Origin of the sequence: Luteococcus peritonei (genome assembly GCF_039526385.1) — a bacterium.
GTDB lineage: Bacteria > Actinomycetota > Actinomycetes > Propionibacteriales > Propionibacteriaceae > Luteococcus > Luteococcus peritonei.
Map to the genome: position 1 here is coordinate 25,795 of NZ_BAAAIX010000002.1, position 23,296 is coordinate 49,090.

Here is a 23,296-nt window from a genome sequence, read left to right on the forward strand (position 1 = left end):
GGGTGGGTCACCCACATGGGTGACCCACCATGGCCCGGTCTGCGGGCATGCTGTGCCGGTGCCCGAACCCGTCCTGCCCGCCCGCGTCGGCACCTCCGGCTGGAACTACGACGACTGGTCGCCCGAGGTCTATCCGCCGGGGCTGCCCAAGGCGAAGCGCCGCGACGTCTACGCCAGCCAGTTCGACACCGTGGAGCTGAATGCCAGCTTCTACCGCTGGCCGGCCGCCACCACCTTCCAGCTGTGGCGCGAGGCCCTGCCCGAGGGCTTCCGGATGACGGTCAAGGCACCCAAGAACCTCACCCACACCGGGCGGCTGGCCAACCTCGACGCCTGGCACGAGAGCTTCGAGCGCGACTGGGCCGCGCTGGGTGACAGGGCCGGGCTCTTCCTGGTGCAGCTGGCGCCCACCCACCAGGTGGACCTGCCGCTGCTGGACCGCTTCCTGGCCGGCCCGCCCGCCGGCATGCGGGTGGCGGTGGAGTTCCGGCACGAGAGCTGGCACACCGAGGACACCCAGCGGGTGCTGCGCGAGCACCGGGCGGCCTATGTGGTGATGAGCGTGCCCCGGTTCCCCTGCCACCTGTGGGCCACCACCGACCTGGTCTACCTGCGCTTCCACGGCCCGGACGCGAAGAAGATGTACGTGGGTGAGTACGGCGACGAGGCGATGCACTGGTGGGCCGAGCGAGGCCGCGAGTGGCAGGAGCAGGGACGTCAGGTCTGGGCCTACTTCAACAACGACTACGAGGCCAACGGGGTGCGCGACGCGCGACGACTACGCTCCCTGCTCCACGGGAACGGTTGACTCGTCCACCTCGCCCATCTCCAGGCAGGGCTCACCGTCCCAGGCGAGCCAGTCGGCCACCTGCGGGGGCCAGACCGTCAGCCCACGGACCTCGTCCGCGCTGAACCACTCCCAGCCGGCCAGCCGCAGCTGCTCCCCCGCGCTGAGCAGCGCCGGACGCGGCTCGAAGCGCTGCACGTCGGCCAGCCAGATCTCCTCCTCCTGCACCAGCACCCGGTCGCTGTAGCCGTGGGTGACCAGGCGGTGCGCCACCGGGCCGCGCAGGGCCGATGGGTCCAGCTCCAGGCCGGTCTCCTCCGCCACCTCGCGCGCCGCAGCGGTGCGGCTGGGCTCGTCGGCGTCGATCCCGCCGCCGGGCAGCACCCACCACTGCGAGCCGGGCACCCCGGGATCACGGTCGCTGATCAGCAGGACGCGGCCCCCGGCGCGCAGCAGCACCCGTGCCCCGCGACGACGCGTGGTGGGGCGCTGGGAGGGATCGACCGGCTCGTACATGTCCCCGACCCTATGCCCCGGTCGCCGGCCGGCACGAGGGCCTGGTGGGCGGACGACACCGGGACAACAACCGGACAACACCACGGCGGGTGCATCGGCCGGATCAGGCAGCAGGCTGTCAGCCATGACCAGAATGACGAGCCCGCCGGCCTCACGGCGACTGGGTGCCCTGCTTCTCCCGCTGGCCCTGCTGGGCGGCTGCGCCATGCCCGGCGGCACCACACCCGAGACCACCGAGCCCGGCAGCACTCCCCCGGCGGCGAGCACCTCGGGCCCGGCCGAGACCGCCGGGGCCGGGGCCACGCCCACGCCCACGCCACCCACCCGGGAGCAGCCGATCGCCACCCGGGAGGCCGGCTATGACACGCTCCGGCTGGCGCTGGACCTCTACCCGGTCGAGCGCCAGGAGAAGTCGGTGGTGGTGAACCTGCGGATCCGGGTGCTCCAGCGGCCCACCGGCGAGGTGGTCAGCGCCAACCACATCCTGTCCGCAGGAGGCGCCAGCTACGACAGCCGCCCGGACGGCATCCGCCTGGTGGACACCCGCGCCGGGGTGGCCCACCTGCCCGCCACCGCCGAGGGCAAGCCGCTGTGCGCCCCATCCTTCAACGGTGGTTGGCAGACCGGCGACCAGGTGTGGGCCACCTGCGTCTTCTCCACCCCAGCCAGCGACGAGGTGACCGTCGTCGTACCCACCTTCGGGAGCTTCACCCATGTCCCGGTGCGTTGAGCTGCTGCTGGCCGCCACGCTGGTGACCGGCCCGGTGCTGCCCACCCGGGTCGAGGTCCCCGACCCGCTGCCGTCGCCGGAGGCCTTCCGTTTCGAGCAGCTGGCACCGCGGCAGGTCCCCCTGGCGGCGGTCACCCAGGACCTGGCCGGCATCGCCACGCGCAGCGAGCAGCCGCGACGCCTGGAACTGCGCCTCGATGCGAACCTGCTCTTCGCCAAGGACTCGGCCACGATCCTGCCGCAGGCCCGTCGTCGGCTCGACGAGCTGCGCGCCGAACTGGTCCGTCGAGAGGCCGGGAGCGTCACCATCACCGGTCACACCGATGACCTGGGCTCGGCCGAGCACGGCCTGCAGCTCTCCCGGCGCCGCGCCGAGGCCGTGGAAGGGGCCCTGGGCCAGGGCTTGACCGCCCACCGGGTGGTGGTTCAGGGCCTGGGCGAGAGCCGTCCGTTGGTGCCGAACGACAGCGAGACCAACCGGGCCCGGAACCGTCGGGTGGAGGTGGTCTTCACAGCCGGTCGGCGATGAAGCGCAGCTGGTCCGGGGAGGCCTTGCGCCAGAAACGGACGGTGTGGTCGCCCAGCTGGAACATGGTCTGCTCCGGGTGGATCTGGTCGGCCAGCCAGCGCGACCGGGTGATGTAGTGGTCATTGATCCCGCAGGCCAGGTGCACCGGCAACCCCTGCAACCGGTCGAGCTTGTCGTTGAGGTTGTTGGCGGCGTAGTCGGCCTCGTCGTCGAAGGCATACTTCTGCGGCGCATCGTCCCAGTCGGCGTAGATGGCGGTCGCCATCGAGCCAACCGCCCGCACCGCGCCGTGCAGTTCCTCCGCCGCCAGCCGCAGGGCGCCGTAGCCACCCATCGACCACCCGATCAGCCCCAACCGGGCGGTGTCCAGGCCGAGCCGACCCAGCTCGCCGAGCAGGCCCTCGGAGACCAGCCGCGCCCAGTCGACGCCGTCGGCGCGCCGGTGCCAGTAGGAGTGCTCGCCGTCCAGACTGGCCAGGGCGTAGGGCTGGGCGCCGTCGGCCACCATCGCAGCCTGCATCACGTCCATGCCCACCTGCTCGAAGCAGAAGCGGTGGTCGTCGCCCCAGCCGTGCAGCACCACGACCACAGGCAGTCCCTTGGCCTCGTGCCCGGGTGGCAGGCTCACCGCATAGGGCTCCGGCACGCCGGGCCGGTGCTCGGAGCGGAAGCTGCCGGTGACCATCCGCCCCGTGGGACCCTCGGGCCGTGGCACCTCGCCACCGTCGAGCTGCAGCTTGTAGCCGATCTCCACCCGGCCGGGCAGGCGATCGGTGACGATGCCATAGCCAACACCCGCGCCGCCGGCCAGACAGGCTCCGGCCCCCAGTCCCAGCAGTTGCCTCCGAGAGATCCCCACCGCTCCAATCTAGGCGCTCGCGGTGGCCTCACCCGGCGCGGTGAGCTGTAGACTTGCTGGCCTGCCACCTCCAGAGCCAGCCGCCCTCCCGGGCGCCGCGGGCCGTCCGTCGGGTCGAGCCGCCGGGCAGGCAGCACCAGCAGCCTGTGCAGGAGACCACCATGCCCTCGCCCGACAGCTCCCCCGTCCTGGAGGCGGAACGCGAACACCTGACCGCGAGCCACGCCGCCTTGCGCCGGATGCGCGCCGAGAGCGCCGACTGGACCCAGGCCGTCGCCGGCGACGCGGTGAGCACCGCCTACCTGCGCCAGATGCTCTACCGCCGCATGGAGAGCCTGGAGCAGGATCCCGACACCCCGCTCTTCTTCGGCCGGCTGGACTACTCCCGCGAGCTGGGCGCCGAGTACGACGAGGTGGCCCACATCGGGCGTCGCCATGTCACGGGCGAGGTGGGCGGCGATCCCCTGGTGATCGACTGGCGCGCACCGATGAGCCTGCCCTTCTACCGGGCGCGGCCCGGCGAGCCGATGGGCTGCAGCCTGCGGCGTCGCTTCGGTTTCTCGCACGGCGAGTTGAGCGCCTACGAGGACGAGCGGCTGGCCGATCCCGCCGAGGACTCCTCCGGCGCGGCGGCCCTGCTGGAGGCCGAGATCGAGCGCCCGCGCACCGGCCCGATGCGAGACATCGTCGCCACCATCCAGCCCGACCAGGACGTGCTGGTGCGCACCGACCTGGCCACCTCGCTGGCCATCCAGGGTGCCCCCGGCACGGGGAAGACGGCGGTGGGACTGCACCGCGCCGCCTTCCTGCTCTATGCCTACCGCGAGACCTTGGGACGCCAGGGCGTCCTGGTGATCGGCCCGAACGAGAACTTCCTGCGCTACATCGGCGACGTGCTGCCCGCCCTGGGTGAGATCGACGCGGTCCAGGAGACCATCGACAGCCTGGTGGCCGGCGCCACCGGCCTGGAGGTGCGCGGCGTCGACAGCCCGGAGCGGGCGGTGCTGCTGGGCGACGCCCGGATGGCCGAGGTGGCCGCGCGCGCGGTGTGGAGCCATGTCAGCGAGCCCACCGAGACGCTGGTGGTACCCGCCGGCAGCCGCACCTGGCGGATCCCGGCCCACTACCTGACCGCGGCTGTCACCAGCCTGCGCAGCCGCGGCGTGCGCTACCTGGCCGGGCGCGAGATGCTGCCGCAGCGGCTGGCCCACCAGGTACTGCTGCGCATGGAGGTGGGCGGTGAGACCACCGACGACCGGGTGCAGAACCGGGTGGCGCGCTCCAAGGGCGTCAAGCAGATGGTGAACCAGGTCTGGCCGGCGCTCAGCGTGCCGAAGTTGGTGCACCGACTTCTCACCGACGCCGACTTCCTGGCCACCAGCGCCGACGGCCTGCTCGACGCCGAGGAGCAGGCGCTGCTGCTCGGCCCCAGGCCGGCGCGCACCCCGGCCTCGCAGAAGTGGACCGCGGCCGAGCTGGTGCTGGCCGACGAGGTGGCCGACCTGCTGAACCGCACCCCCAGCCTGGGTCACGTGATCATCGACGAGGCCCAGGACCTGTCGGCGATGCAGCTGCGGGCCGCCGGCCGTCGCGCCACCACCGGCTCGGTGACCCTGCTGGGCGACCTGGCCCAGGCCACCACCCCATGGGCCTCGCGCTCCTGGCAGGAGTCGCTGGCGCACATGGGCCATCCGGAGGCAGTGATCAGCGAGCTGGTGGAGGGCTTCCGGGTGCCCGGCGAGGTGATCGACTATGCGGCCCGGCTGCTGCCCTCGATCGCACCGCAGCTGTCCACCCCGCACTCGATCCGCCACAACCGGGGCGAGCTGCTGGTGCAGCAGGTGGACCAGACGCTGCCGGCCCTGCTGGACCAGGCCTCGCACCTGTTGCAGCGGGAGGGCACCGTCGGGTTGGTGGTGCCCGATGCCGAGGTGCAGCCCGTCGCCGCTGCCCTGGAGGCGGCCGGCACCGGTTTCGCCCACGTCGGCGAGGGCGACCACCGGCTGGCGCTGGTGCCGGCGAGCCTGGCCAAGGGCCTGGAGTTCGACCACGTCCTGCTGCTGGAACCGGCAGACCTGGTGGCGGCCGAGCCGGACCGCACCACGGGCCTGCGACGGCTCTACGTCTGCCTGACCCGAGCCGTGACCTCCCTGGTGGTGCTGCACTCCCAGCCGCTGCCGTCGGAGCTGGGCTGAGGCACGGGTCGAGCCCCGCGTGGCGGCCCGCGGGGCGAGGGTCCTAGGCTCGGGTCAACCGACCCGACGGGAGACGACGATGTCCGCACGCCTTCGCGTGGCCGCCCTGGCCACCACCCTGGCCGCCACGGGGGCGCTGACCCTGGCCACACCGGCCCAGGCCGCGCCCGAGGCCCGCACCGCCACGGTGGTCTGTGACCAGCTGGGCGAGGTGGAGCTGGAGCTCCGTGGACCACTCGACCGGCCCGGCTCCGTCGCGGTCGCCGGAGGTGGAGCGGTACGCGTCGTCGGCACGCCCCAGGTGAGCCTGTCCGCCGTCTCCGGAGGCGTGACCACGGACCTGCCGGGCACGGGCGGGGGCGTGGCCTGCAGCGCGGCACGCTTCGAGGCCCCGGCCGGTCAGCTGGCCTCCTCGCAGGTCCTGGCGAAGGGGCGCCTGGCGGCCGCCCAGCAGGCCCGCGCCGAGGTGCAGGTGCGCGTCGACTTCGACGAGCAGCAGGTGCTGCAGCAGGCCGCGGACGAGCTGCGCGAGGCGGGCACGGTGCGTGCCGCCGCAGTCTCCAGCAATCCCGCCGGTTACGGGGCGGTCGAGGCCTTCCCCTACCAGTCGCAGCTCGCCGGCTATGCCAAGGCACGCTCCGGTTCCGTGGCGGTGGCCTATCGCGCCGAGGGCAGCTCCACCATCTACTCCTATGCCAAGGGCTCGGCCACCAATGTCACCGCCAGCATCGTCAAGGTGCAGGTGATGGCCACCGTGATGTACCAGGCGCAGCAGCAGGGCCGCGGTCTGACCGCCTGGGAGAAGTCCAAGATCGTCCCGATGATCCGCAACAGCGACAATGCCGCCACCTCCGCACTGTGGGACCACGTGGGACGTGGGCCGGCGGTGAAGCGGGTGCTGGACCGGATGGGACTGCGCTCCACCACGCCCGGCCCCGGCGGCTACTGGGGACTGACCGTCACCAGCGCGCCCGACAACGTGGTCCTGGTGGACCACTTCAGCCGCTCCAACCCGGTGCTGAACGCCACCAACCGGGCCTATGGGCTGTCCGAGATGCGCAAGGTCAGCTCGGCCCAGGACTGGGGCGTGACCGCCGGACCGGGCGACGACATCGCGATGAAGAACGGGTGGCTGCCGCGCACCGACGGCTGGCACGTCAACTCGGTCGGCTACAACCACAAGCTGCCGCGCCGCTACAGCGCCGCCGTGCTGACCCATTCCACGTCGGCGGGGATGAGCACCCAGGTGGCCACCATCGAGGGACTGTCCAGGATCATGTGGGGCCGTCAGGTGGCCGCCCGCGGCGACTGGACCGGTGACGGGCGCGCCGACCTGCTGGGCATCAAGGGCGGTGACCTCTACATCTTCCGTGCGGCCTCGAACGGGCGACTGGGAGCGCCCAGCCGGATCGGCAACGGTTGGGGCGGCTTCACCTGGATCGGCAATGCCGACGTGACCCGCGACGGCATCACCGACCTGGTGGCCCGCGACGGTGCCGGCAACCTGCAGCTCTACCGGGGCAACGGGAACGGAACCGTCTCCCACCTGCGCCGGCTGGGCTGGGGCTGGGGCGGCTTCACGGCCATGACGGTGGGCGATCTCGACGGGAACCGCACGCCGGACCTGCTGGCGCGCACCCGCTCCGGCGACCTGGTGCGCTACACGCTGCCCACCAGCGGCTACGCACAGAAGGTGGGACGGATCGGCTACGGCTGGAACATGATGAATGCGCTGATGAGCGTCCAGGGCGTGAACAACGACCCGCTGGCCGACGTGATGGCGATCGGCAGCAACCGGCTGCTCTACGCCTACACCTCCACCGGCCGTGGCCTGGGGATGAGGACGCAGGTGGGCAACGGCTGGAATGCCTCCCTGGTGGCCAGCCCCGGCGACCTGACCGGTGACACCATCGAGGACATCGCCTACCTGACGCCGCAGGGTCTCACGACCTATCCGGTGCGACGGGGCGGCAGCATCGCGACCCCCTTCGTCAATCCCGGTTCGGCCGCCGGCTTCCGGCTGTTCGCCTGAACAGGTGGGGGCCCTCAGGCCCCCACCTCCCGGTCCACCAGCTCGCGCCAGGTGCGTACCAGTGGTGCGTCGACATAGGCCTTGAACTGGCCCAGCGGACGGGCCTGCTCGCTGATGTGGAAGGCGCGCACCCCGGCGCGGGCCAGCCAGGGGACGTGCTCGGCAGCCAGGCCGCCGCCGGCCATCACCAGGCCGGCGACGCCGGCGTCGGCACGGCAGCGTGCCACCAGCTCGTCCAGGCCGTGATCCATGCCGCGGGCCGAGCCGGCGGTGAGCACACTGTCCAGCCGCGGCAGGCGCTGCAGCACGCGCCAGGCCTTGTCGGTGTCGAGGGTCTGGTCCACGGCCTGGTGGAAGGTCCAGCGCCACAGGCCGTGCTCGGTCAGCGCCCCGCAGACCTCGGCGTCCACCTCGTCGTAGCCGTTCAGGAAGCCGAAGACCACCCCGTCGGCGCCGGCGTCCACGTAGCTCTCGATCAGGCCCCGCAGCCGCACGAACTCCCCGCCGTCGGTGCCGTAGCCGGGCCGCAGCCGCACCATCGGCCGCACCTCGATCCCCACCGCCCGGCGCACCGTCTCCACCACCGACGGCTCCGGCGACATGCCGCCGTCGTCCAGGCTGCCCAGGACCGTCAGCCGGTCTGCCCCGCCCTCCTCGGCACGACGCGCGTCGTGCTCGTGCAGTGCCACCACGTCCAGGATCCCCGACATGTCTTCATGGTGGCCCCGTGGCCGGTGCGGGTGCCGACGCCACGCCCGGCCGCAGCGACCTCACCGACCATTTCGGCGCCACCTATGACCCGGTGGGCTACCAGGTGGTCCGCAATGCGCTGGATCCCACCCGCGCGCAGAAGGTGAACTGCACCCTCGTCCCGCCGGTCATCCAGTAGGCCCGGAGGCACGAGCACCTGACGACGGGGCGGTTCCTCCAGGGAGCCGCCTCGCGCCGGTCCTCCCGGGGCTCAGGGGATGACGTACTGGCTGACCACGGCCCAGGTGAGCACCACCTGGGCCACGCCCAGCAGCGCGGCCAGCGCCCACAACCACGCGCCGCGAACCTTCTGGGCCACCAGCAGCAGCAGGGGGAAGGCGGCCATCAGGAAGCGCGCCCGCGGCCCGACCCCGGAGAAGAGCACCATCTGCGCCACCAGCACCACCACCAGGACGGTCGCCACCAGCGGCAGGCGCGCCCCGCGCCACCAGCACCACAGCGCCAGGGCGAGCAGGCCGAAACCCGCCCAGGTGGCCATGTAGGTGGCATCCCCGGACAGCTCCACAGGATTCTTGAAGATCAACAGGAACTTCCATCCCAGGTCCAGCCCCTGGTGCCAGAAGCGGTCCTGGATCTCGAACCAGGCATCCGCCCGGCCGGTGTGCCAGCCCAGCCATCCCCAGTAGCCGAGCACCCCCAGCGGGGTCAGCAGCAGGGCCACCACCCCGCGCCGGTCACCCGAGCGCCAGGCCACGACGGCAGCCGCCAAGGCCGCGAAGCAGAGCGCCACCCCGTTGGGACGGGTGGCGGTAGCGGCCATCCCCAGCACGCCCGCCAGCAGCCAGCGCCTGCGCACCAGGGCCAGCAGGGTGGCCACCGAGAGCGTGGCGAGCAGGGCGTCGGACATCACCAGGGTGCTGACCAGCTGTCCCGGGAAGCAGACCCACAGCAGGCTGGCGGCGAGCGCCTGACGTGGTGGCAGGAGCAGGCAGGACAGCCGGTGGAAGAGCAGCAGGCCGGCCAGCCCGAGCAGCAGGTTGAGCACCACGGCCGTGGCCACCGGCGGGGTCCCGGCCAGCTGCACCACGCCACGCACCAGGACCGGGAAGAGCGGGAAGAAGGCGCCGCGCGCCTGGTCCAGGGTGGCGGGCAGGTGGTCCTGGTAGCCACTGGCCGCGATGTCCAGGTAGAAGGGGCCGTCCCAGGGCGCGAAGGCCCGACGCCATCCCAGGCCGAGGTGCTCACGGGTGGCGGCCACCACCCCGAGTCCGACCAGGCGGGTGACGAGCCACAGCACCACCAGCGGCGCCACCGGGACCCCCGCCCCCGCGCCCCTGCGGTCCGTGCCGTCCAGACCGGGGCGATGCACCTGGCTCATTCCTGCAGGCTACGCCCGCGATCCTCGCCTGCGAAGGGGGTCCGACGCGCGGTGGGGCGCCGGCGCGGGCACGGCGAAGGGGCGGCCCCTCACGGGACCGCCCCTTCGTCGTTCAGGCTGTTGCCAGGCTCAGAAGCCCATGCCGCCCATCTCGTCGCCACCGGCGGGCATCGCGGGAGCCTTCTCGGGCTTGTCCGCGATGACGGCCTCGGTGGTGAGGAAGAGGGCCGCGATGGAGGCCGCGTTCTGCAGGGCAGAGCGGGTCACCTTGGCCGGGTCGATGATGCCGGCCTCGACCATCTTCACGTACTCGCCGGTGGCCGCGTTCAGGCCCTCACCGACGGGCAGGTTGGCGACCTTCTCCACGATGACGCCGCCCTCGAGGCCGGCGTTCAGCGCGATCTGGCGCAGTGGGGCCTGGGCCGCGGTGAGCACGATCTGCGCACCGGTGGCCTCGTCGCCCTGCAGCTCGTCGAGCTTGACGTTCTTGGCGGCCTGCAGCAGGGCCACGCCACCACCGGGGACGATGCCCTCCTCGACGGCAGCCTTGGCATTGCGCACGGCGTCCTCGATGCGGTGCTTGCGCTCCTTGAGCTCCACCTCGGTGGCCGCGCCGACCTTGATGACGGCCACGCCGCCGGCCAGCTTGGCGAGGCGCTCCTGCAGCTTCTCGCGGTCGTAGTCGGAGTCGGAGTTCTCGATCTCCTTGCGGATCTGCGAGACACGACCGGCGATCTGGTCGGCATCGCCGGCGCCGTCGACGATGGTGGTCTCGTCCTTGGTCACCAGCACGGAACGGGCCTGGCCCAGCAGCTCCAAGGTGACGGTCTCCAGGGAGAGGCCCACCTCGGAGCTGATCACGGTGCCGCCGGTGAGGATGGCGATGTCGTTCAGCATGGCCTTGCGGCGGTCACCGAAGCCGGGGGCCTTGACGGCGATCGACTTGAAGGTGCCGCGGATCTTGTTGACGATCAGGCCGGCCAGGGCCTCGCCGTCAGTGTCCTCGGCGATGACCAGCAGCGGGCGGGAGGCCTGCATGACCTTCTCCAGCACCGGCAGCAGGTCCTTGAGGCTCGAAACCTTGCCGTCGACCAGCAGGATGTACGGGTCGTCGAGCTGGGCCTCCATGCGCTCGGTGTCGGTGACGAAGTAGGGGCTGATGTAGCCCTTGTCGAAGCGCATGCCCTCGGTGAGCTCGAGGTCCAGCCCGAAGGTGTTGGACTCCTCGACGGTGATGACGCCTTCCTTGCCCACCTTGTCCATCGCCTCGGCGATGATCTCGCCCACGGTGGCGTCGGCGGCGGAGATCGACGCGGTGGCGGCGATCTGCTCCTTGGTCTCGACGTCGATGGCCATCGTGCCCAGCTCCTCGCTGATGGCCTTGACGGCGGTCTCGATGCCCTTCTTCAGGCTCATCGGGTTGGCGCCGGCGGTCACATTGCGCAGGCCCTCACGGACCATTGCCTGGGCCAGCACGGTGGCGGTGGTGGTGCCGTCGCCCGCGACGTCGTCGGTCTTCTTGGCGACCTCCTTGACGAGCTCGGCGCCGATCTTCTCGTAGGGATCCTCGAGCTCGATCTCCTTGGCGATGGAGACGCCGTCGTTGGTGATGGTGGGGGCGCCCCACTTCTTCTCCAGGACGACATTGCGGCCCTTGGGGCCGAGGGTGACCTTGACCGCGTCGGCGAGGGTGTTCATGCCCCGCTCGAGCCCGCGGCGGGCCTCGATGTTGAACTCAATCAGCTTTGCCATGGTCTTCCGGGAGTCCTCCCGCGTCAGGGGCCTTGCGGGCCCCGCGATTGTCAGTGTCTGGGTGGAGGCTGGTCGATGCCCGCGACGGACGGCCCGGACCGGACCTCATCGGCAACCTCTCGGTTGGCACTCGAACCAGCCGAGTGCCAACTCCATGTCTAGCACTCGACACAAGCGAGTGCAAAGTACCCGGCCCACTTCCCTCACCCTCGCGCGCGACGCAGAATGAGGGCCGTGAACCGAGCCTCTCCCGGTCGTCTGCCCGCCTCCCCCGCGATGGTGCGGGTACGCCAGCTGGGCAACTGGCTCAACCTGTCCACCCCGCTCGGACTGGCCGTCGCGCTGGCGGGTGGGGCCCGGCTGCGACGTGGCCCCCGCAAGCTCTGGCTGGCGGAGGGCTACCGCCTGCGTTTCCCGGTGGCCGGGGCCTTCACCATCGGCAACGTGGTCACCACCTCACGGCCCGACGTGGTGGCCTATCTGGCCGGCCACCCAGGGCTGCTGGAGCACGAGGAGAGCCACAGCTGGCAGTGGACGATGTGTCTCGGGCTGCCCTTCCTGCCGCTCTATGCGACGGGCTGCCTGGTCTCCCAGCTGCGCCACGGCGACCTCGCCACCGGCAACCCCTTCGAGCGCCAGGCGGACCTGGTGGACGGCGGCTACCGCAGCTGATGTCTCCGGACATGCGACGACGCCCGGAAGCACAGGGCTTCCGGGCGTCGCGTGGACTCGGGCGTCGTGCGCCCGGGACCGTCAGTTCTTGAGGTCGTCGATCGCGTCGCCCACGCGGTCCTTGGCGCCCTCAACCTTCTGGCCGACCTCGCCGTCGAACTGCTGGGCAGCACCCTCGGTCTGGAGACGCTCGTTGTCAGTGGCGTCACCGGCGGCCTCCTTGGCCTTGCCGACGACCTGGTCCTTGGCGTTCTCGAACTTGTCACCGATACCCATGTTGAACTCCTTCCAAGCGGTGCCCCGGTCGACCCGAAGCGATGACCTCGACGCTAGACCCGTCGCGTCGCCGGGCTCCAGCCCTTGCGCGGACAGCGAAACGGGGAACGAGGTGGCCCCGTCGACTGGCAGCGTGCGGGGCCCTCAGCGCACCAGGCGAGCGGCGGAGCGGGCCTGCTGGCGGTTCTCGCGCAGCCGGCGCAGCCGGCGCACCAGCAGCGGGTCGGCGGCCAGCGCCTCGGGGCTGTCCACGAGGGCGTTGAGCAGCTGGTGGTAGCGCGGCGAGGAGATGCCGAAGCGTTCGCGGATCTCCTGCTCCCGCGAGCCCCGGCCAGGGCGCCAGGAGGCCTCGAAGGCCAGCATCGCCGGTTCCGTCTCCCCCAGCTCGGGGTGGTCGGAGGACTGGCCAAGGGCTTCGGACATGACTCCATCCTAGGTGCGAACCACACCGGTGTCATTCGTCGTCGGGGACGGTGCGGCACACCGGCCGTCTCTCCCAATCCCGTCCGTCGACACGCCGACCTGACAGACTGGAGCCGCCGCATGCCCACCCACGGCCGTCGAACAGAAGGAAAGACCCGATGCATCCCATGTCCGGCACCACCCAGAACTACGCCTGGGGGTCGCCCAGCGAGATCCCGCGCGTGCTCGGACTGCCGGCCTCCGGCGAACCGCAGGCCGAGTACTGGCTGGGTGCCCATGCCTCCGCCCCGTCGACGGTGGACGGCCAGCGGATGGATGCCCGCATCGAGGCCGATCCCGGGCTGGTGGGCCGCGCCAGCGTCGAGCAGTTCGGCGCCCGGCTGCCCTACCTGCTCAAGGTGCTCGCCGCCGACCAGCCGCTCTCGCTGCAGGTGCACCCCACCCGCGAGCAGGCCGAGGAAGGCCATGCCCGTGAGAATGCCGAGGGCATCGCCAAGGACGACCCGAAGCGCACCTACAAGGACGACTGGCCCAAGCCGGAACTGATGCTGGCACTGACCCCCTTCGAGGCGCTGTGCGGCTTCCGCGATCCGATGCGCACCGCCGAGCTCTTCGAGAAGCTGGGCATCCCCGCCCTGGACCAGATGGTGGCCCCGCTGCGGCTGCGCCAGGGCTCCGCCGGCCTGGCCGAGGTCTTCCTCGACGCACTGAGCAGCACCGACGAGCACCGCGACCTGGTGGTGGAGACGGTGGCGCGCTGCGTGCCGCACGTCGAGGCCGAGGGCGAGTTCGGTCTCTTCTGCCGCACCGCGGTCCTGCTCGACGAATTCTTCCCCGGTGACCCCAGCATCCTGGCCGCGCTGATGCTCAACCGCTTCACGATGCAGCCGGGTGAGGCCGTCTTCCTGGAGGCGGGCAGCATGCACGCCTACCTCAAGGGCACCGGCATCGAGGTGATGGCCAATTCCGACAACGTGGTGCGCGGCGGCCTGACCCGCAAGCACATCGACGTCGACGAGCTGGTCCGCGTGGTCAACTTCGACGCCGCCCCCGTCGAGCTCGTGCAGCCCACCCAGGAGGCCCCCGGCCTGACCCGTTACCCCACCCCCGCGCCGGAGTTCGCCCTCTGGCAGGTGGACCCCACCGAAGGTGTCGACGTGAGCCTCCCGGCCACCGACAGCGGCCGCATCCTGCTGGTGATCGAGGGCCACCTGCGCGATGCGGAGGGAACCGAGCTGCACCAGGGCCAGGCAGCCTTCATCGACGCCGGCGAACAGGTCGTGGTCAGCGGCGACGCCACCGCCTTCCTGGCCGCCCCCGGGGTCTGAAGCACCGGCAGCAGCACCGCGGACCACCCGCGGCCGGCCCCCGGCGTTCGACAGCCACCGGGCCGCCGGGCACAATTGGCCCGTCCGCGAGGGATGCTCGCGGCGTGCCTCCGTAGCTCAGCGGCCAGAGCGCTCGCCTTGTAAGCGAGTGGTCGTGGGTTCGACTCCCACCGGGGGCTCCACGCAGCACCTGGCGATCCGTCGGCAGGGGGTCCCGAGCCCCGGCCACGGCCACCGTGACAGGATGGGCCGGGTGAGCGAGAACACAGCACCGTCCGTCGAGCCGGGCACCTGGGAGCGGATGGTCGCCTCCAACCCGCAGCACCCCTTCAACTACGCCGAACGCTTCCGGCAGATGGCGGCCAACGGCGCCGACCTGCTGGGCGAGGCCCGCTTCGTCGACACCATGGCACCGCGCGAGGCCCACATCCTCGACGCCGGCTGCGGCCCCGGCCGCCATGCCAGCTGGCTGGCGGCGCGCGGCCACCGGGTGGTGGGCGTGGACCTCGACCCCAACCTGATCGAGATTGCCCGCGCCGAGGCGCCCGGCCCGGACTACTTCGTGCAGAACCTGGCGCTGCTGGACCTGCCCGCGCAGGGCGTCGAGGAGGCCTTCGACGTCATCATGTGCGCCGGCAACGTGATCGCCTTCCCCGCCCCCTCCAGCCGCCGCCCGATCCTGGAGCGCTTCGCGGCCCACCTGAAGCCGGAGGGTCGCGCGGTGATCGGCTTCGGTGCCGGGCGCGGCTACGAGTTCAACGAATTCCTGAACGATGCCGCCCACAGCGGTCTGGAGCTGCAGCTGGGGCTGTCCACCTGGGACCTCAAGCCCTTCCGCACCGACACCAACTTCCTGGTGGCCATCTTCGGTCGCGCCGCAGCATGACCGAGATCGAGGTGGTCCGCGGCGACATCACCCGCCTCGAGGTGGACGTGGTGGTCAATGCCGCCAACTCCTCCCTGCTGGGCGGGGGTGGCGTCGACGGCGCCATCCACCGCGCCGGCGGCCCCGAGATCCTGGCGGCCTGCCGTCGGCTGCGCGAGGGCGAGCTGCGCGACGGGCTCCCGGCCGGTCAGGCGGTGACCACCACCGCCGGTCGGCTGCCGGCCCGCTGGGTGGTGCACACCGTGGGCCCGGTCTTCAGCCGCAGCCAGGACCGCCGCGCCACGCTGGTCTCCTGCTACCGCGAGAGCCTGCGGGTGGCCGACGAGCTGGGTGCGGGCAGCATCGCCTTCCCCACCATCTCGGCGGGGGTCTACGGCTGGCCGATGGACGACGCCACCCGGGTGGCGGTGGAGACGGTGCGCGAGACCGAGAGCCATCTGGAGCGCGTGCTGCTGGTGGCCTTCAACCAGCATGCCGATGCCGGCTACCGCGCGGCACTGGGCGGCTGAGCGGGCCGCACACTGCAGGCCCGCTCAGGCCTGCTGCTTCTGGCGCGCCGAGTACATGCTGGAACCGACGATGAAGACCACCAGGCCGATCGCCACCCAGTTGGCGATCTTGGCGTACTGCTTGAGCAGCGCGACGGCCGGCTCGCCCACCTGCCAGCCCAGGGCGAAGTAGGCCAGCAGCCAGGTGGTGGAGGCGATGAAGTCCAGGACCATGAACTTCTTCCAGCTCATGCCGGTGGAGCCGGCCAGGACGAAGATCACCTGCATCAGCGGCAACGGGATCGGCACGTAGGCCACGAACATGCCCAGCCAGCCCATCTTCTGCGCCCAGCGCTCGGCACGGGCGTAGTTGCGCGCGGCCCGCTTCGACTGCCCGGCCCAGACCTCGATCATCCCGCGGCCCCAGAGCTTGCCGGCCCACCAGTAGATCCAGTCGAACTTGATCGACATCAGCGAGCCGGCCATCAGGTAGAGCCACCAGTGTGGTGCCAGTCCCTGCGAGGCCAGCGCCCCCATGGCGGCGGTGCCGGAGCGTGCTCCGGTCAGCGCCACCAGCAGCGGCGGGTTGAGGCCGAGCAGCCAGCCGCGCAGCGGCAGCATCGCCAGGCCGAAGACGCCCATGAACAGGATCCAGGCCATGCACTGCTTGTCGGCCCGGCCCGGCTTGTGCTTCCACGGCATCGACGGGTCGTCCCACCACTCCTTCTCCCCCGAACCGGGGAGGGAGGCGCCCGCGGAGTCCTCGGTGGGCATCGGGGGCTCGGGAGGGGGTGCGGTGCGGGCCTGCCAGGGATTGGCCTCGGCCGGCGGCTCGCCGGGGCTGTAGCTCATGGCGCCAAGGCTACCCGCGCGGCGGGGCAGCCCCCCGCCGCGCGGGAGGCCCCCCGGGTCGCTCAGGCTGTGGCCTCGGTCTCGACCACCTCGCGGGCGCGGACGAAGGCCGCCAGGGCCGCCTCCAGGTCCGCCCGGCTGAGCGCAGCGGACATCTGGGTACGGATCCGGGCCTTGCCCTGCGGCACCACGGGGTAGCTGAAGGCCCGCACGTAGATGCCCTGGGCCAGCACCTCGTCGGCCATCCGGGCGGCCTTGACCGCATCGCCCACCATCACCGGGACGATGGCGTGGTCGCTCTCCGGCACCTTGAAGCCCTCCGTGGCCAGCGCCTCACGGAACCAGGTGGTGTTGGCATTGAGCTGCTCGCGCAGGTCGTCGGAGGCGGTGAGCAGGTCGATGGTGGCCAGGGCCGCCGCAGCGATCGAGGGCGCCAGGGAGTTGCTGAACAGGTAGGGACGGCTGCGCTGGCGCAGCATCTCGACGATCTCGCGGCGGGCGCAGGTGTAGCCGCCGGAGGCGCCGCCCAGGGCCTTGCCGAGGGTGCCGGTGATGATGTCCACCCGGTCCTGCACCCCGAAGCGCTCGGGTGTCCCGGCACCGTGCCGGCCGACGAAGCCGACGGCATGGGAGTCGTCCACCATGACCAGCGCGCCGTAGGTCTCGGCCAGGTCGCAGATCTCGTCCAGCGGGGCCAGGTAGCCGTCCATGCTGAAGACGCCATCGGTGGCGATCAGCTTGTAGCGGCAGTCCGCGGCGGCCTTGAGCTGGGCCTCCAGGTCTGCCATGTCACGGTTGCGGTAGCGCAGCCGGCGCGCCTTGGACAGCCGCACCCCGTCGATGATCGAGGCGTGGTTCAGCTCGTCGGAGATGATCGCGTCCTCGGGGCCGCAGAGCACCTCGAACAGGCCACCGTTGGCGTCGAAGCAGGAGGAGTAGAGGATGGTGTCGAAGTCCTCCGCCCCCGGGTGCAGGAAGCCGGTGATCCGCTGCTCCAGCTCGGTGTGCAGGTCCTGGGTGCCGCAGATGAAGCGCACCGAGGCCATGCCGAAGCCCCAGCGGTCCAGGGCGTCCTTGGCGGCCTGCACCAGGCGCGGATCGTCGGCCAGCCCCAGGTAGTTGTTGGCGCACAGGTTGACCACCTCGCGGCCCTCCACCTGGATGTGGGCGCTCTGCGCGCTGGAGAGCGGCACCTCCACCTTGTAGAGGCCGTCCTGCTTGAGCTGCTCCAGCTGGGCAGCCAGGTCCTTGCCGAGTTCGCCGTACATGATCAACTCCAGTCCATGACGACCTTGCCGCCCCGGCCGTTGCCGGCCGCCGCGAAGGCCTGTTCGTGTTCGGTGTGGTGGAAACGGTCGGTGATGACGCCGCTGATGTCCAGGCCGGACTCCAGCAGCACGCTCATGGCATACCAGGTCTCGAAGATCTGGCGTCCCGTGACGCCCTGCAGCGTGAGCATGTTGAAGATGATCTTGCTGAAGTCGATCTCCGTGGGCCGCGAGGGGGTGCCGAGCAGGGCGATCCGGCCGCCGTGGGTCATGTGGTCGATCATGTCAGCCAGCGCCTTGCCGGAGCCGGACATCTCCAGGCCGATGTCGAAACCCTCCTTCATCCGGGCCCGCTCGAAGACCGTCCCCAGGTGCTCGCGACCGACGTTGATGGTGTCGGCCAGACCCAGGCTGCGCGCCAGCTCCAGGCGCTCGTCGGACAGGTCGCTGACCACGACGTGCCGCGCGCCCGCGAACTGGGCCACCAGGGCGGCCATCAGCCCGATCGGACCGGCGCCGCTGACCAGCACGTCCTCGCCCAGGCAGGGGAACTGCAGGGCGGTGTGCACGGCATTGCCGAAGGGGTCGAAGATGGCGGCCACGTCGAGGTCGACCGGGACGCGGTGCACCCAGATGTTGGAGGCAGGCATGGCGAAGTACTCGCTGAAGCAGCCGGGAACCATGTAGCCGATGCCCTGGGTGTTGCGGCACAGGTGCCGCTTGCCGGCCAGGCAGGCGCGGCAGCGGCCGCAGACATAGTGGCCCTCGCCGCTCACCAGCTGGCCCACCGCCAGGCCGGTGACGGCGGAGCCCAGCTCGACGATCTCGCCGCAGAACTCGTGGCCGATGGTCAGCGGGACCGGCACGACGCGCTGCGCCCAGGGATCCCAGTTCTGGATGTGGAGGTCCGTGCCGCAGATGCCGGTGCGCAGCACCTTGATCAGCACGTCATTGGGGCCGACCTCCGGTTCGGGGACCTCGCAGAGCTGCAGCCCCGGGGCGGCCTCCACCTTCCTGAGCGCCTTCATCAATTCTCCTCGTCGAGTCGGTTCACCGAAAATACTCCCGCACAACCGGGCCGACAACGCGGACCTTGGCGAAATGCGCGCCCACCATGCACACTTCAGGGCATGGCGATCAGCGCATTCGACATGTTCAAGATCGGGATCGGTCCGTCGAGCTCCCACACGGTGGGTCCGATGCGGGCCGCAGCGCGCTTCGCCACGGAGCTGCTGGCCGATGGCAGGGCCGGCGAGGTGACCCGGGTGAACGCCCAGCTCTTCGGCTCCCTGGGTGCCACCGGGCACGGCCACGGCAGTCGTCCCGCCGTGATGCTGGGCCTGGAGGGGGAGCTGCCCGAGACCGTGGACACCGGGCAGGCCCCCGAGCGCACCGCCCGGATCGAGCAGCAGCGCAGTCTTCGCCTGGGAGGGCCCGAGGGCCCCGAGATCGGTTTCGACGTCGACGAGGATCTGGTGCTGCACCGCACCCGTCGGCTGGACTTCCACACCAATGGCATGGTCTTCACCGCCTTCCGCGGCGACGAGATGCTGGTGGAGCGCACCTTCTACTCGATCGGCGGCGGCTTCGTGCTGGAAGACGACGGATCGGGCCAGCCGCGGGTGGCGCTGGACCACACGCCGGTCCCCTTCGACTTCCGCACCGGCGCCGAACTGCTGGCGCACTGCCGCGACCACCGGCTCAGCATCCCCGAGGTGCAGATGGCCAATGAGGTGGCGCTGGGCCGCACCGAGGCGGAGGTGCGTGCGGGTCTGCTGCGGATCTGGGGCGTGATGGACGGCTGCATCGCCGCCGGCTGCGCCACCTCCGGCGTGCTGCCCGGCGGTCTGCGGGTGCGACGCCGCGCGCACCGACTGCACAAGGACCTGCTGCGACGCGAGGACGCCCCGGCCGGGCCGGTGGACCCGTTGGCGGCCATGGACTGGCTGACGCTGTGGGCGCTGGCGGTCAACGAGGAGAATGCCGCCGGCGGCCGGGTGGTGACCGCCCCCACCAATGGCGCGGCCGGGATCATCCCGTCGGTGCTGAAGTACGTGCTCACCTTCATGCCGGGAGCCGGCGACCACACGGTGGTGGACTTCCTGCTGACGGCGGGCGCGATCGGCGCCATCTACCAGCAGAGCGCCTCCATCTCCGGCGCGGAGGTGGGCTGCCAGGGCGAGGTGGGCGTGGCCGGCTCGATGGCCTCGGCCGGCCTGTGCCAGGTGCTGGGCGGCAGCGCCCAGCAGGTGAGCAATGCGGCCGAGATCGGCCTGGAGCACCACCTGGGCCTGACCTGCGACCCGGTGGGCGGCTTGGTGCAGATCCCCTGCATCGAGCGCAATGCGGTGGCCAGCGTCCAGGCCATCACCGCCGCCCGGCTGGCGCTGCAGGGCGACGGCCATCAGGTGGTGACGTTGGACCAGGTGATCAAGACCATGATGCAGACCGGCGCCGACATGAAGACCAAGTACAAGGAGACGGCCCGCGGCGGCCTGGCGGTGAACATCGTCGAGTGCTGAGCCGGACCGACCAGAATCCGCCACGATCAGCTCGCCTGCGGCCGATCGTGGCGGATTCGGGTTGATCGTGCGGTGCGCGCGAGTGCCCGGGGTCCCACGGGAGGGGTGTCCCCCCTTGCTCGTCCCATCTCCGCGGGCCCGGAGCGACGCAGGAGTGACGGTGAACGCACGCGGAGCCCGGGGGTCCTAGGGGGTCGTCCCCCTAGCAAGATCAAACAGTGTGGTACTTCACGGTCTTGCGGGGCTCGGCCATCAGGTCGGCGACGGCCTCCTTCCAGGCGAGGTAGTGCGGCTGGGTCTTGTGGAAGTCCAGGTCGCTGGGCTGGTCATAGTGCTCCACCAGGACGAAGACGGTGGGGTCGTCATCGGACTGGTAGCACTCGAAGACCCGGCAGCCGGGCTCCTGGCGGCTGGCCTCGGCATTGGTGAGCGAGGCCTCGCGGAAGGCGTCGACGCCGTCGGGGGTGGTGTGCACATTGCAGTGGACGATCAGCATCGTCTGGCTCCATTCCTGGCTGGGTCCCCCGGACCGTGCCGGGGCTCGCCTCCAGCATGCCGCGAGGTGCCCCCGGGCCGCACCAGTTGTTCACGGTTTCGTAACGGTGAGCGTGAAAGCCCTAGTCCCAGGATCTCGGCGACGAGATTTCCGACCCCGCCCCTTCACCTTCGGCCAGTGCTGTGCGAAGGTGGGCGACGTGGACGAACGTGTCCACAAGTTCCACTACGGATCGTCGGGCACGTACCTGCCCGTGGAAAGGATGTGGCTCATGGCCACCGTGAGTTTCAACGACGCCTCTCGCGTCTACCCGGGCGCCGACCGCCCCGCCGTCAACAAGCTGAACCTCGAGATCGGCGACGGCGAGTTCATGGTCCTCGTCGGCCCCTCCGGCTGTGGCAAGTCCACCAGCCTGCGCATGCTGGCCGGCCTCGAAGAGGTCAACTCGGGCAGCATCCACATCGGTGACCGTGACGTCACCGACCTGCCGCCCAAGGACCGTGACATCGCCATGGTCTTCCAGAACTACGCCCTCTACCCGCACATGACCGTCGCGGACAACATGGGCTTCGCGCTGAAGATGCAGAACGTGGCCAAGGAGGAGCGCCAGAAGCGCGTCCTCGAGGCCGCCAAGCTGCTCGGCCTGGAGGACTTCCTGTCCCGCAAGCCGAAGGCCCTCTCCGGTGGTCAGCGCCAGCGCGTCGCCATGGGCCGCGCGATCGTCCGCAACCCGCAGGTCTTCCTGATGGACGAGCCGCTGTCCAACCTGGACGCCAAGCTGCGCGTGCAGACCCGTACCCAGATCGCCGCCCTGCAGTCCCGCCTGGGCGTCACCACCGTCTACGTGACCCACGACCAGGTCGAGGCCATGACGATGGGTGACCGCGTCGCGGTGATGAAGGATGGCGTGCTGCAGCAGTGCGACACCCCGCTGGCCCTGTACGACACCCCCGCCAACCTGTTCGTCGCAGGCTTCATCGGCTCTCCGGCCATGAACCTGATCGGCGGCAAGGTCGTCGACGGTGGCGTGCAGGTCGGTGACTACGTCGTGCCGGTGCCCCGCGAGACCCTCGCCAAGGCCGCCAACGAGACCAACCTCACCATCGGCATCCGCCCCGAGGTCTTCAGCGTGGCTCCCGACAACAACGGCATCCCGGTCGACGTGGCCGTGGTGGAGGAACTGGGCGCCGACGGCTACATCTACGGCACCCTGGCCGGCCTGCCCGATGACGAGAAGCTCACCGCTTCCCAGATCGTGGCCCGCGTCTCCGGCCGTCTGCAGCCGCAGCGCGGCCAGACCATCCGCCTGGCCGTCGATCCGTCGAACGTGCACGTCTTCAGCAACGAGACGCAGCAGCGGATCTCCGGTGGCACCAACACCTGGCGCGCCGGCGTCGAGCCCACCGAGGCTCCTGCCGGTGGCGCCACCGCCGCCGACCGCATCTGATCGACGCAGAGCACGAGGCCCCCGTCATGATGGCGGGGGCCTCGTGGCGTCCTCTGCCGTTCAGTCGAGCTGCATCTCCAGCGGCCGGACCTGCGGCCTGGGGTCGGTCTGCAGCCGGGAGTAGGTCAGGGTGTCGTACCGCACGCCGTGGTAGCTGAGCTTCTGGCGTTCGTGGCCCTCCTGGACGAAGCCCGCTGCCAGCGCGATGCGGCCTGAGGCGGGATTGTTGGTGCGGTGTCCCAGCTCCACCCGGAAGAGCGGATCGGGTGCGTCGAACAGCGCCCAGTCCGCCACCGTGGCGGCGGCCCGGCTGGTCCACCGCTTGCCGCGTCCCGCTGGTGCCATCCAGTAGGAGAACCAGCCGATGGAGTGGCGCCGGTCCAGGGCGGTGACCGAGACATTGCCGATCGCCACGCCGTTGAGCACCATCGCGAAGCACCACTCCTGCGTCCAGCGCTCGATCGTCTCGCGCGCCTGGGCGACGTCGCGCAGTTCCGGCAGGTTGTTCTCCAGGTCCGGCGAGCTGCGGCGGTGGCGCAGCAGGGTCGGGGCGTCCTGCACCCGCCAGGGCCGCAGCAGGGGTTCGTCGCTCATGGGCCGAGTCTGGCCCGCCCGTGCGAGCGGCGCAATGCCCGGGAGGAGGCCCCCGATCCGGTCCTCCTCCCGGGAGCACGCTCAGTTCACGCTGACGTGCACGTGGTCGTAGTGGTTGGCGGTGGCCGAGCCACGGTCCGCCATCGCCCGCCAGCCCTCGCCCTGGCGCTGCACGCTCCAGATGTGCTGGCGCCAGATCACGTACTTGATCCCCAGTTCCTGCGCGTGCTGCTGCAGCCAGGCGGCGATCTGGTCGCCGGTGGCCTGGTGGGAGACCATCAGGTCCAGGGCATGGCCGGTGGCGTGGTCCTGGGCGTCGGAGCCCTGGCGCAGGCCGCCGATGCTGGTGACCTGCGGGAAGCTCGCATTGATCGCGCGCAGCACCGTGACCGCATTGGCGGCGAGCCCGGCGGTGCTGATCGAGGTGCTGGTGGCCTGCTCCACCGTCGTCGTACTGGACAGGGTGCGGGCGCTGCCGGTGGGACTGCCCCGGGTTTGGTTGACACTGACATCTCAGGTCCGTGAGGGCCTGGTGAGAGGATGCATGTCATGCCC

Annotated in this window: 25 protein-coding genes and 1 tRNA gene; 13 read left to right on the plus strand and 13 right to left on the minus strand. The window is 71.0% G+C overall.

The window, feature by feature from the left end; all coding sequences use genetic code 11:
* Positions 1–58 precede the first annotated feature (58 nt).
* A complete protein-coding gene (locus ABD073_RS00845; RefSeq protein WP_343871818.1) occupies positions 59–808 on the plus strand; it encodes a DUF72 domain-containing protein in 750 nt (249 codons plus the stop codon).
* Here ABD073_RS00845 and ABD073_RS00850 read toward each other — a convergent pair.
* Positions 779–1,303, minus strand: coding sequence for an NUDIX hydrolase (locus ABD073_RS00850; protein ID WP_343871819.1), 525 nt, complete (start codon positions 1,301–1,303; stop codon positions 779–781). The genes ABD073_RS00845 and ABD073_RS00850 overlap by 30 nt on opposite strands.
* 124 nt (positions 1,304–1,427) lie before the next feature.
* On the opposite strand from ABD073_RS00850, the gene ABD073_RS00855 reads away from it, so the two are divergent.
* Together ABD073_RS00855 and ABD073_RS00860 are read left to right on the plus strand one after the other, a co-directional pair.
* Entirely contained in the window at positions 1,428–2,033 is a 606-nt protein-coding gene (locus ABD073_RS00855; RefSeq protein WP_343871820.1) for a hypothetical protein, read from the plus strand.
* Entirely contained in the window at positions 2,017–2,562 is a 546-nt protein-coding gene (locus ABD073_RS00860) for an OmpA family protein (protein ID WP_343871821.1), read from the plus strand. The genes ABD073_RS00855 and ABD073_RS00860 overlap by 17 nt, the downstream gene beginning before the upstream one ends.
* Here ABD073_RS00860 and ABD073_RS00865 read toward each other — a convergent pair.
* Entirely contained in the window at positions 2,543–3,421 is an 879-nt protein-coding gene (locus ABD073_RS00865) for an alpha/beta hydrolase (protein ID WP_343871822.1), read from the minus strand. The two genes, ABD073_RS00860 and ABD073_RS00865, sit on opposite strands and share 20 nt — an antisense overlap.
* Before the next feature lie 161 nt (positions 3,422–3,582).
* Here ABD073_RS00865 and ABD073_RS00870 point away from each other — a divergent pair, with 161 nt between their 5' ends.
* Together ABD073_RS00870 and ABD073_RS00875 are read left to right on the plus strand one after the other, a co-directional pair.
* The gene (locus ABD073_RS00870) at positions 3,583–5,616 is read left to right on the plus strand and encodes a HelD family protein (RefSeq protein ID WP_343871823.1); all 2,034 of its coding nucleotides are present in this window, start codon (positions 3,583–3,585) and stop codon (positions 5,614–5,616) included.
* A gap of 79 nt (positions 5,617–5,695) precedes the next feature.
* Entirely contained in the window at positions 5,696–7,648 is a 1,953-nt protein-coding gene (locus tag ABD073_RS00875) for an FG-GAP-like repeat-containing protein (protein ID WP_343871824.1), read from the plus strand.
* Positions 7,649–7,662: 14 nt separating this feature from the next.
* Here ABD073_RS00875 and ABD073_RS00880 read toward each other — a convergent pair whose 3' ends face one another.
* Entirely contained in the window at positions 7,663–8,358 is a 696-nt protein-coding gene (locus ABD073_RS00880; protein WP_343871825.1) for a copper homeostasis protein CutC, read from the minus strand.
* A gap of 17 nt (positions 8,359–8,375) precedes the next feature.
* Between ABD073_RS00880 and ABD073_RS00885 the strand changes: the two genes are divergently transcribed.
* Positions 8,376–8,537 carry a hypothetical protein gene (locus tag ABD073_RS00885; RefSeq protein WP_343871826.1) on the plus strand — a complete coding sequence of 54 codons (162 nt, stop codon included), beginning with the start codon at positions 8,376–8,378 and terminating at the stop codon, positions 8,535–8,537.
* 72 nt (positions 8,538–8,609) lie between these two features.
* Here the strand turns inward: ABD073_RS00885 and ABD073_RS00890 are convergent, their stop codons facing one another.
* Together ABD073_RS00890 and groL are read right to left on the minus strand one after the other, a co-directional pair.
* Complete coding sequence (locus ABD073_RS00890) at positions 8,610–9,737, minus strand: hypothetical protein (protein ID WP_343871827.1); 1,128 nt, start codon at positions 9,735–9,737, stop codon at positions 8,610–8,612.
* Positions 9,738–9,866: 129 nt separating this feature from the next.
* Positions 9,867–11,489 (minus strand): chaperonin GroEL, encoded by a 1,623-nt coding sequence (gene groL / locus ABD073_RS00895; RefSeq protein WP_343871828.1) that lies wholly within the window; start codon positions 11,487–11,489, stop codon positions 9,867–9,869.
* Between the two features lie 234 nt (positions 11,490–11,723).
* Here groL and ABD073_RS00900 point away from each other — a divergent pair, with 234 nt between their 5' ends.
* Positions 11,724–12,161 (plus strand): hypothetical protein, encoded by a 438-nt coding sequence (locus tag ABD073_RS00900; protein ID WP_343871829.1) that lies wholly within the window; start codon positions 11,724–11,726, stop codon positions 12,159–12,161.
* Between the two features lie 81 nt (positions 12,162–12,242).
* On the opposite strand, the gene ABD073_RS00905 is transcribed toward ABD073_RS00900, so the two are convergent.
* Both ABD073_RS00905 and ABD073_RS00910 read right to left on the minus strand, forming a co-directional pair.
* A complete protein-coding gene (locus ABD073_RS00905; protein WP_343871830.1) occupies positions 12,243–12,437 on the minus strand; it encodes a CsbD family protein in 195 nt (64 codons plus the stop codon).
* Between the two features lie 144 nt (positions 12,438–12,581).
* Positions 12,582–12,860: a DUF3263 domain-containing protein gene (locus ABD073_RS00910; RefSeq protein ID WP_343871831.1), complete on the minus strand. Its 279-nt coding sequence runs from the start codon at positions 12,858–12,860 to the stop codon at positions 12,582–12,584.
* A gap of 158 nt (positions 12,861–13,018) precedes the next feature.
* Here ABD073_RS00910 and manA point away from each other — a divergent pair, with 158 nt between their 5' ends.
* The 4 genes from manA to ABD073_RS00930 all read left to right on the plus strand — a co-directional run bounded on the left by manA (position 13,019) and on the right by ABD073_RS00930 (position 15,583).
* Positions 13,019–14,188 carry a mannose-6-phosphate isomerase, class I gene (manA, locus tag ABD073_RS00915; protein WP_343871832.1) on the plus strand — a complete coding sequence of 390 codons (1,170 nt, stop codon included), beginning with the start codon at positions 13,019–13,021 and terminating at the stop codon, positions 14,186–14,188.
* A 106-nt stretch (positions 14,189–14,294) separates the two neighbouring features.
* Positions 14,295–14,370: transfer RNA gene (locus tag ABD073_RS00920), tRNA-Thr, on the plus strand.
* Between the two features lie 71 nt (positions 14,371–14,441).
* Entirely contained in the window at positions 14,442–15,074 is a 633-nt protein-coding gene (locus ABD073_RS00925; protein WP_343871833.1) for a class I SAM-dependent methyltransferase, read from the plus strand.
* Positions 15,071–15,583, plus strand: a complete 513-nt coding sequence (locus ABD073_RS00930) for an O-acetyl-ADP-ribose deacetylase (RefSeq protein ID WP_343871834.1) — start codon at positions 15,071–15,073, stop codon at positions 15,581–15,583. Before ABD073_RS00925 ends, ABD073_RS00930 begins: the two co-directional genes overlap by 4 nt.
* 24 nt (positions 15,584–15,607) lie before the next feature.
* Here the strand turns inward: ABD073_RS00930 and ABD073_RS00935 are convergent, their stop codons facing one another.
* The 3 genes from ABD073_RS00935 to tdh all read right to left on the minus strand — a co-directional run bounded on the left by ABD073_RS00935 (position 15,608) and on the right by tdh (position 18,710).
* Complete coding sequence (locus ABD073_RS00935; RefSeq protein WP_386751305.1) at positions 15,608–16,336, minus strand: DedA family protein; 729 nt, start codon at positions 16,334–16,336, stop codon at positions 15,608–15,610.
* Positions 16,337–16,476: 140 nt separating this feature from the next.
* Positions 16,477–17,682 carry a glycine C-acetyltransferase gene (locus ABD073_RS00940; protein ID WP_343871837.1) on the minus strand — a complete coding sequence of 402 codons (1,206 nt, stop codon included), beginning with the start codon at positions 17,680–17,682 and terminating at the stop codon, positions 16,477–16,479.
* A 2-nt stretch (positions 17,683–17,684) separates the two neighbouring features.
* Positions 17,685–18,710: an L-threonine 3-dehydrogenase gene (gene tdh / locus ABD073_RS00945; RefSeq protein WP_343871838.1), complete on the minus strand. Its 1,026-nt coding sequence runs from the start codon at positions 18,708–18,710 to the stop codon at positions 17,685–17,687.
* A 102-nt stretch (positions 18,711–18,812) separates the two neighbouring features.
* Here tdh and ABD073_RS00950 point away from each other — a divergent pair, with 102 nt between their 5' ends.
* Positions 18,813–20,204 (plus strand): L-serine ammonia-lyase, encoded by a 1,392-nt coding sequence (locus ABD073_RS00950; protein WP_343871839.1) that lies wholly within the window; start codon positions 18,813–18,815, stop codon positions 20,202–20,204.
* Between the two features lie 211 nt (positions 20,205–20,415).
* On the opposite strand, the gene ABD073_RS00955 is transcribed toward ABD073_RS00950, so the two are convergent.
* Positions 20,416–20,700: a putative quinol monooxygenase gene (locus tag ABD073_RS00955; RefSeq protein WP_343871840.1), complete on the minus strand. Its 285-nt coding sequence runs from the start codon at positions 20,698–20,700 to the stop codon at positions 20,416–20,418.
* Positions 20,701–20,971: 271 nt separating this feature from the next.
* Here ABD073_RS00955 and ABD073_RS00960 point away from each other — a divergent pair, with 271 nt between their 5' ends.
* Complete coding sequence (locus tag ABD073_RS00960) at positions 20,972–22,147, plus strand: ABC transporter ATP-binding protein (RefSeq protein ID WP_386751302.1); 1,176 nt, start codon at positions 20,972–20,974, stop codon at positions 22,145–22,147.
* Positions 22,148–22,207: 60 nt separating this feature from the next.
* Here ABD073_RS00960 and ABD073_RS00965 read toward each other — a convergent pair whose 3' ends face one another.
* Together ABD073_RS00965 and ABD073_RS00970 are read right to left on the minus strand one after the other, a co-directional pair.
* Entirely contained in the window at positions 22,208–22,741 is a 534-nt protein-coding gene (locus ABD073_RS00965; RefSeq protein ID WP_343871841.1) for a GNAT family N-acetyltransferase, read from the minus strand.
* Between the two features lie 81 nt (positions 22,742–22,822).
* Entirely contained in the window at positions 22,823–23,185 is a 363-nt protein-coding gene (locus tag ABD073_RS00970) for a VldE C-terminal domain-containing protein (RefSeq protein ID WP_343871842.1), read from the minus strand.
* Positions 23,186–23,296: the final 111 nt, after the last annotated feature.

What these genes read in the sequence shown, in the direction of transcription:
- ABD073_RS00875 (WP_343871824.1), top strand. Translation starts at nt 5,696, where the DNA reads ATGTCCGCACGCCTTCGCGTGGCCGCCCTGGCCACCACCCTGGCCGCC.
- ABD073_RS00870 (WP_343871823.1), top strand. Translation starts at nt 3,583, where the DNA reads ATGCCCTCGCCCGACAGCTCCCCCGTCCTGGAGGCGGAACGCGAACAC.
- ABD073_RS00855 (WP_343871820.1), top strand. Translation starts at nt 1,428, where the DNA reads ATGACCAGAATGACGAGCCCGCCGGCCTCACGGCGACTGGGTGCCCTG.
- ABD073_RS00930 (WP_343871834.1), top strand. Translation starts at nt 15,071, where the DNA reads ATGACCGAGATCGAGGTGGTCCGCGGCGACATCACCCGCCTCGAGGTG.
- groL (WP_343871828.1), bottom strand. Translation starts at nt 11,489, where the DNA reads ATGGCAAAGCTGATTGAGTTCAACATCGAGGCCCGCCGCGGGCTCGAG.
- ABD073_RS00890 (WP_343871827.1), bottom strand. Translation starts at nt 9,737, where the DNA reads ATGAGCCAGGTGCATCGCCCCGGTCTGGACGGCACGGACCGCAGGGGC.
- ABD073_RS00880 (WP_343871825.1), bottom strand. Translation starts at nt 8,358, where the DNA reads ATGTCGGGGATCCTGGACGTGGTGGCACTGCACGAGCACGACGCGCGT.
- ABD073_RS00955 (WP_343871840.1), bottom strand. Translation starts at nt 20,700, where the DNA reads ATGCTGATCGTCCACTGCAATGTGCACACCACCCCCGACGGCGTCGAC.
- ABD073_RS00935 (WP_386751305.1), bottom strand. Translation starts at nt 16,336, where the DNA reads ATGCCCACCGAGGACTCCGCGGGCGCCTCCCTCCCCGGTTCGGGGGAG.
- ABD073_RS00950 (WP_343871839.1), top strand. Translation starts at nt 18,813, where the DNA reads ATGGCGATCAGCGCATTCGACATGTTCAAGATCGGGATCGGTCCGTCG.
- ABD073_RS00910 (WP_343871831.1), bottom strand. Translation starts at nt 12,860, where the DNA reads ATGTCCGAAGCCCTTGGCCAGTCCTCCGACCACCCCGAGCTGGGGGAG.
- ABD073_RS00860 (WP_343871821.1), top strand. Translation starts at nt 2,017, where the DNA reads ATGTCCCGGTGCGTTGAGCTGCTGCTGGCCGCCACGCTGGTGACCGGC.
- ABD073_RS00850 (WP_343871819.1), bottom strand. Translation starts at nt 1,303, where the DNA reads ATGTACGAGCCGGTCGATCCCTCCCAGCGCCCCACCACGCGTCGTCGC.
- manA (WP_343871832.1), top strand. Translation starts at nt 13,019, where the DNA reads ATGCATCCCATGTCCGGCACCACCCAGAACTACGCCTGGGGGTCGCCC.
- ABD073_RS00960 (WP_386751302.1), top strand. Translation starts at nt 20,972, where the DNA reads ATGGCCACCGTGAGTTTCAACGACGCCTCTCGCGTCTACCCGGGCGCC.
- ABD073_RS00940 (WP_343871837.1), bottom strand. Translation starts at nt 17,682, where the DNA reads ATGTACGGCGAACTCGGCAAGGACCTGGCTGCCCAGCTGGAGCAGCTC.
- tdh (WP_343871838.1), bottom strand. Translation starts at nt 18,710, where the DNA reads ATGAAGGCGCTCAGGAAGGTGGAGGCCGCCCCGGGGCTGCAGCTCTGC.
- ABD073_RS00965 (WP_343871841.1), bottom strand. Translation starts at nt 22,741, where the DNA reads ATGAGCGACGAACCCCTGCTGCGGCCCTGGCGGGTGCAGGACGCCCCG.
- ABD073_RS00905 (WP_343871830.1), bottom strand. Translation starts at nt 12,437, where the DNA reads ATGGGTATCGGTGACAAGTTCGAGAACGCCAAGGACCAGGTCGTCGGC.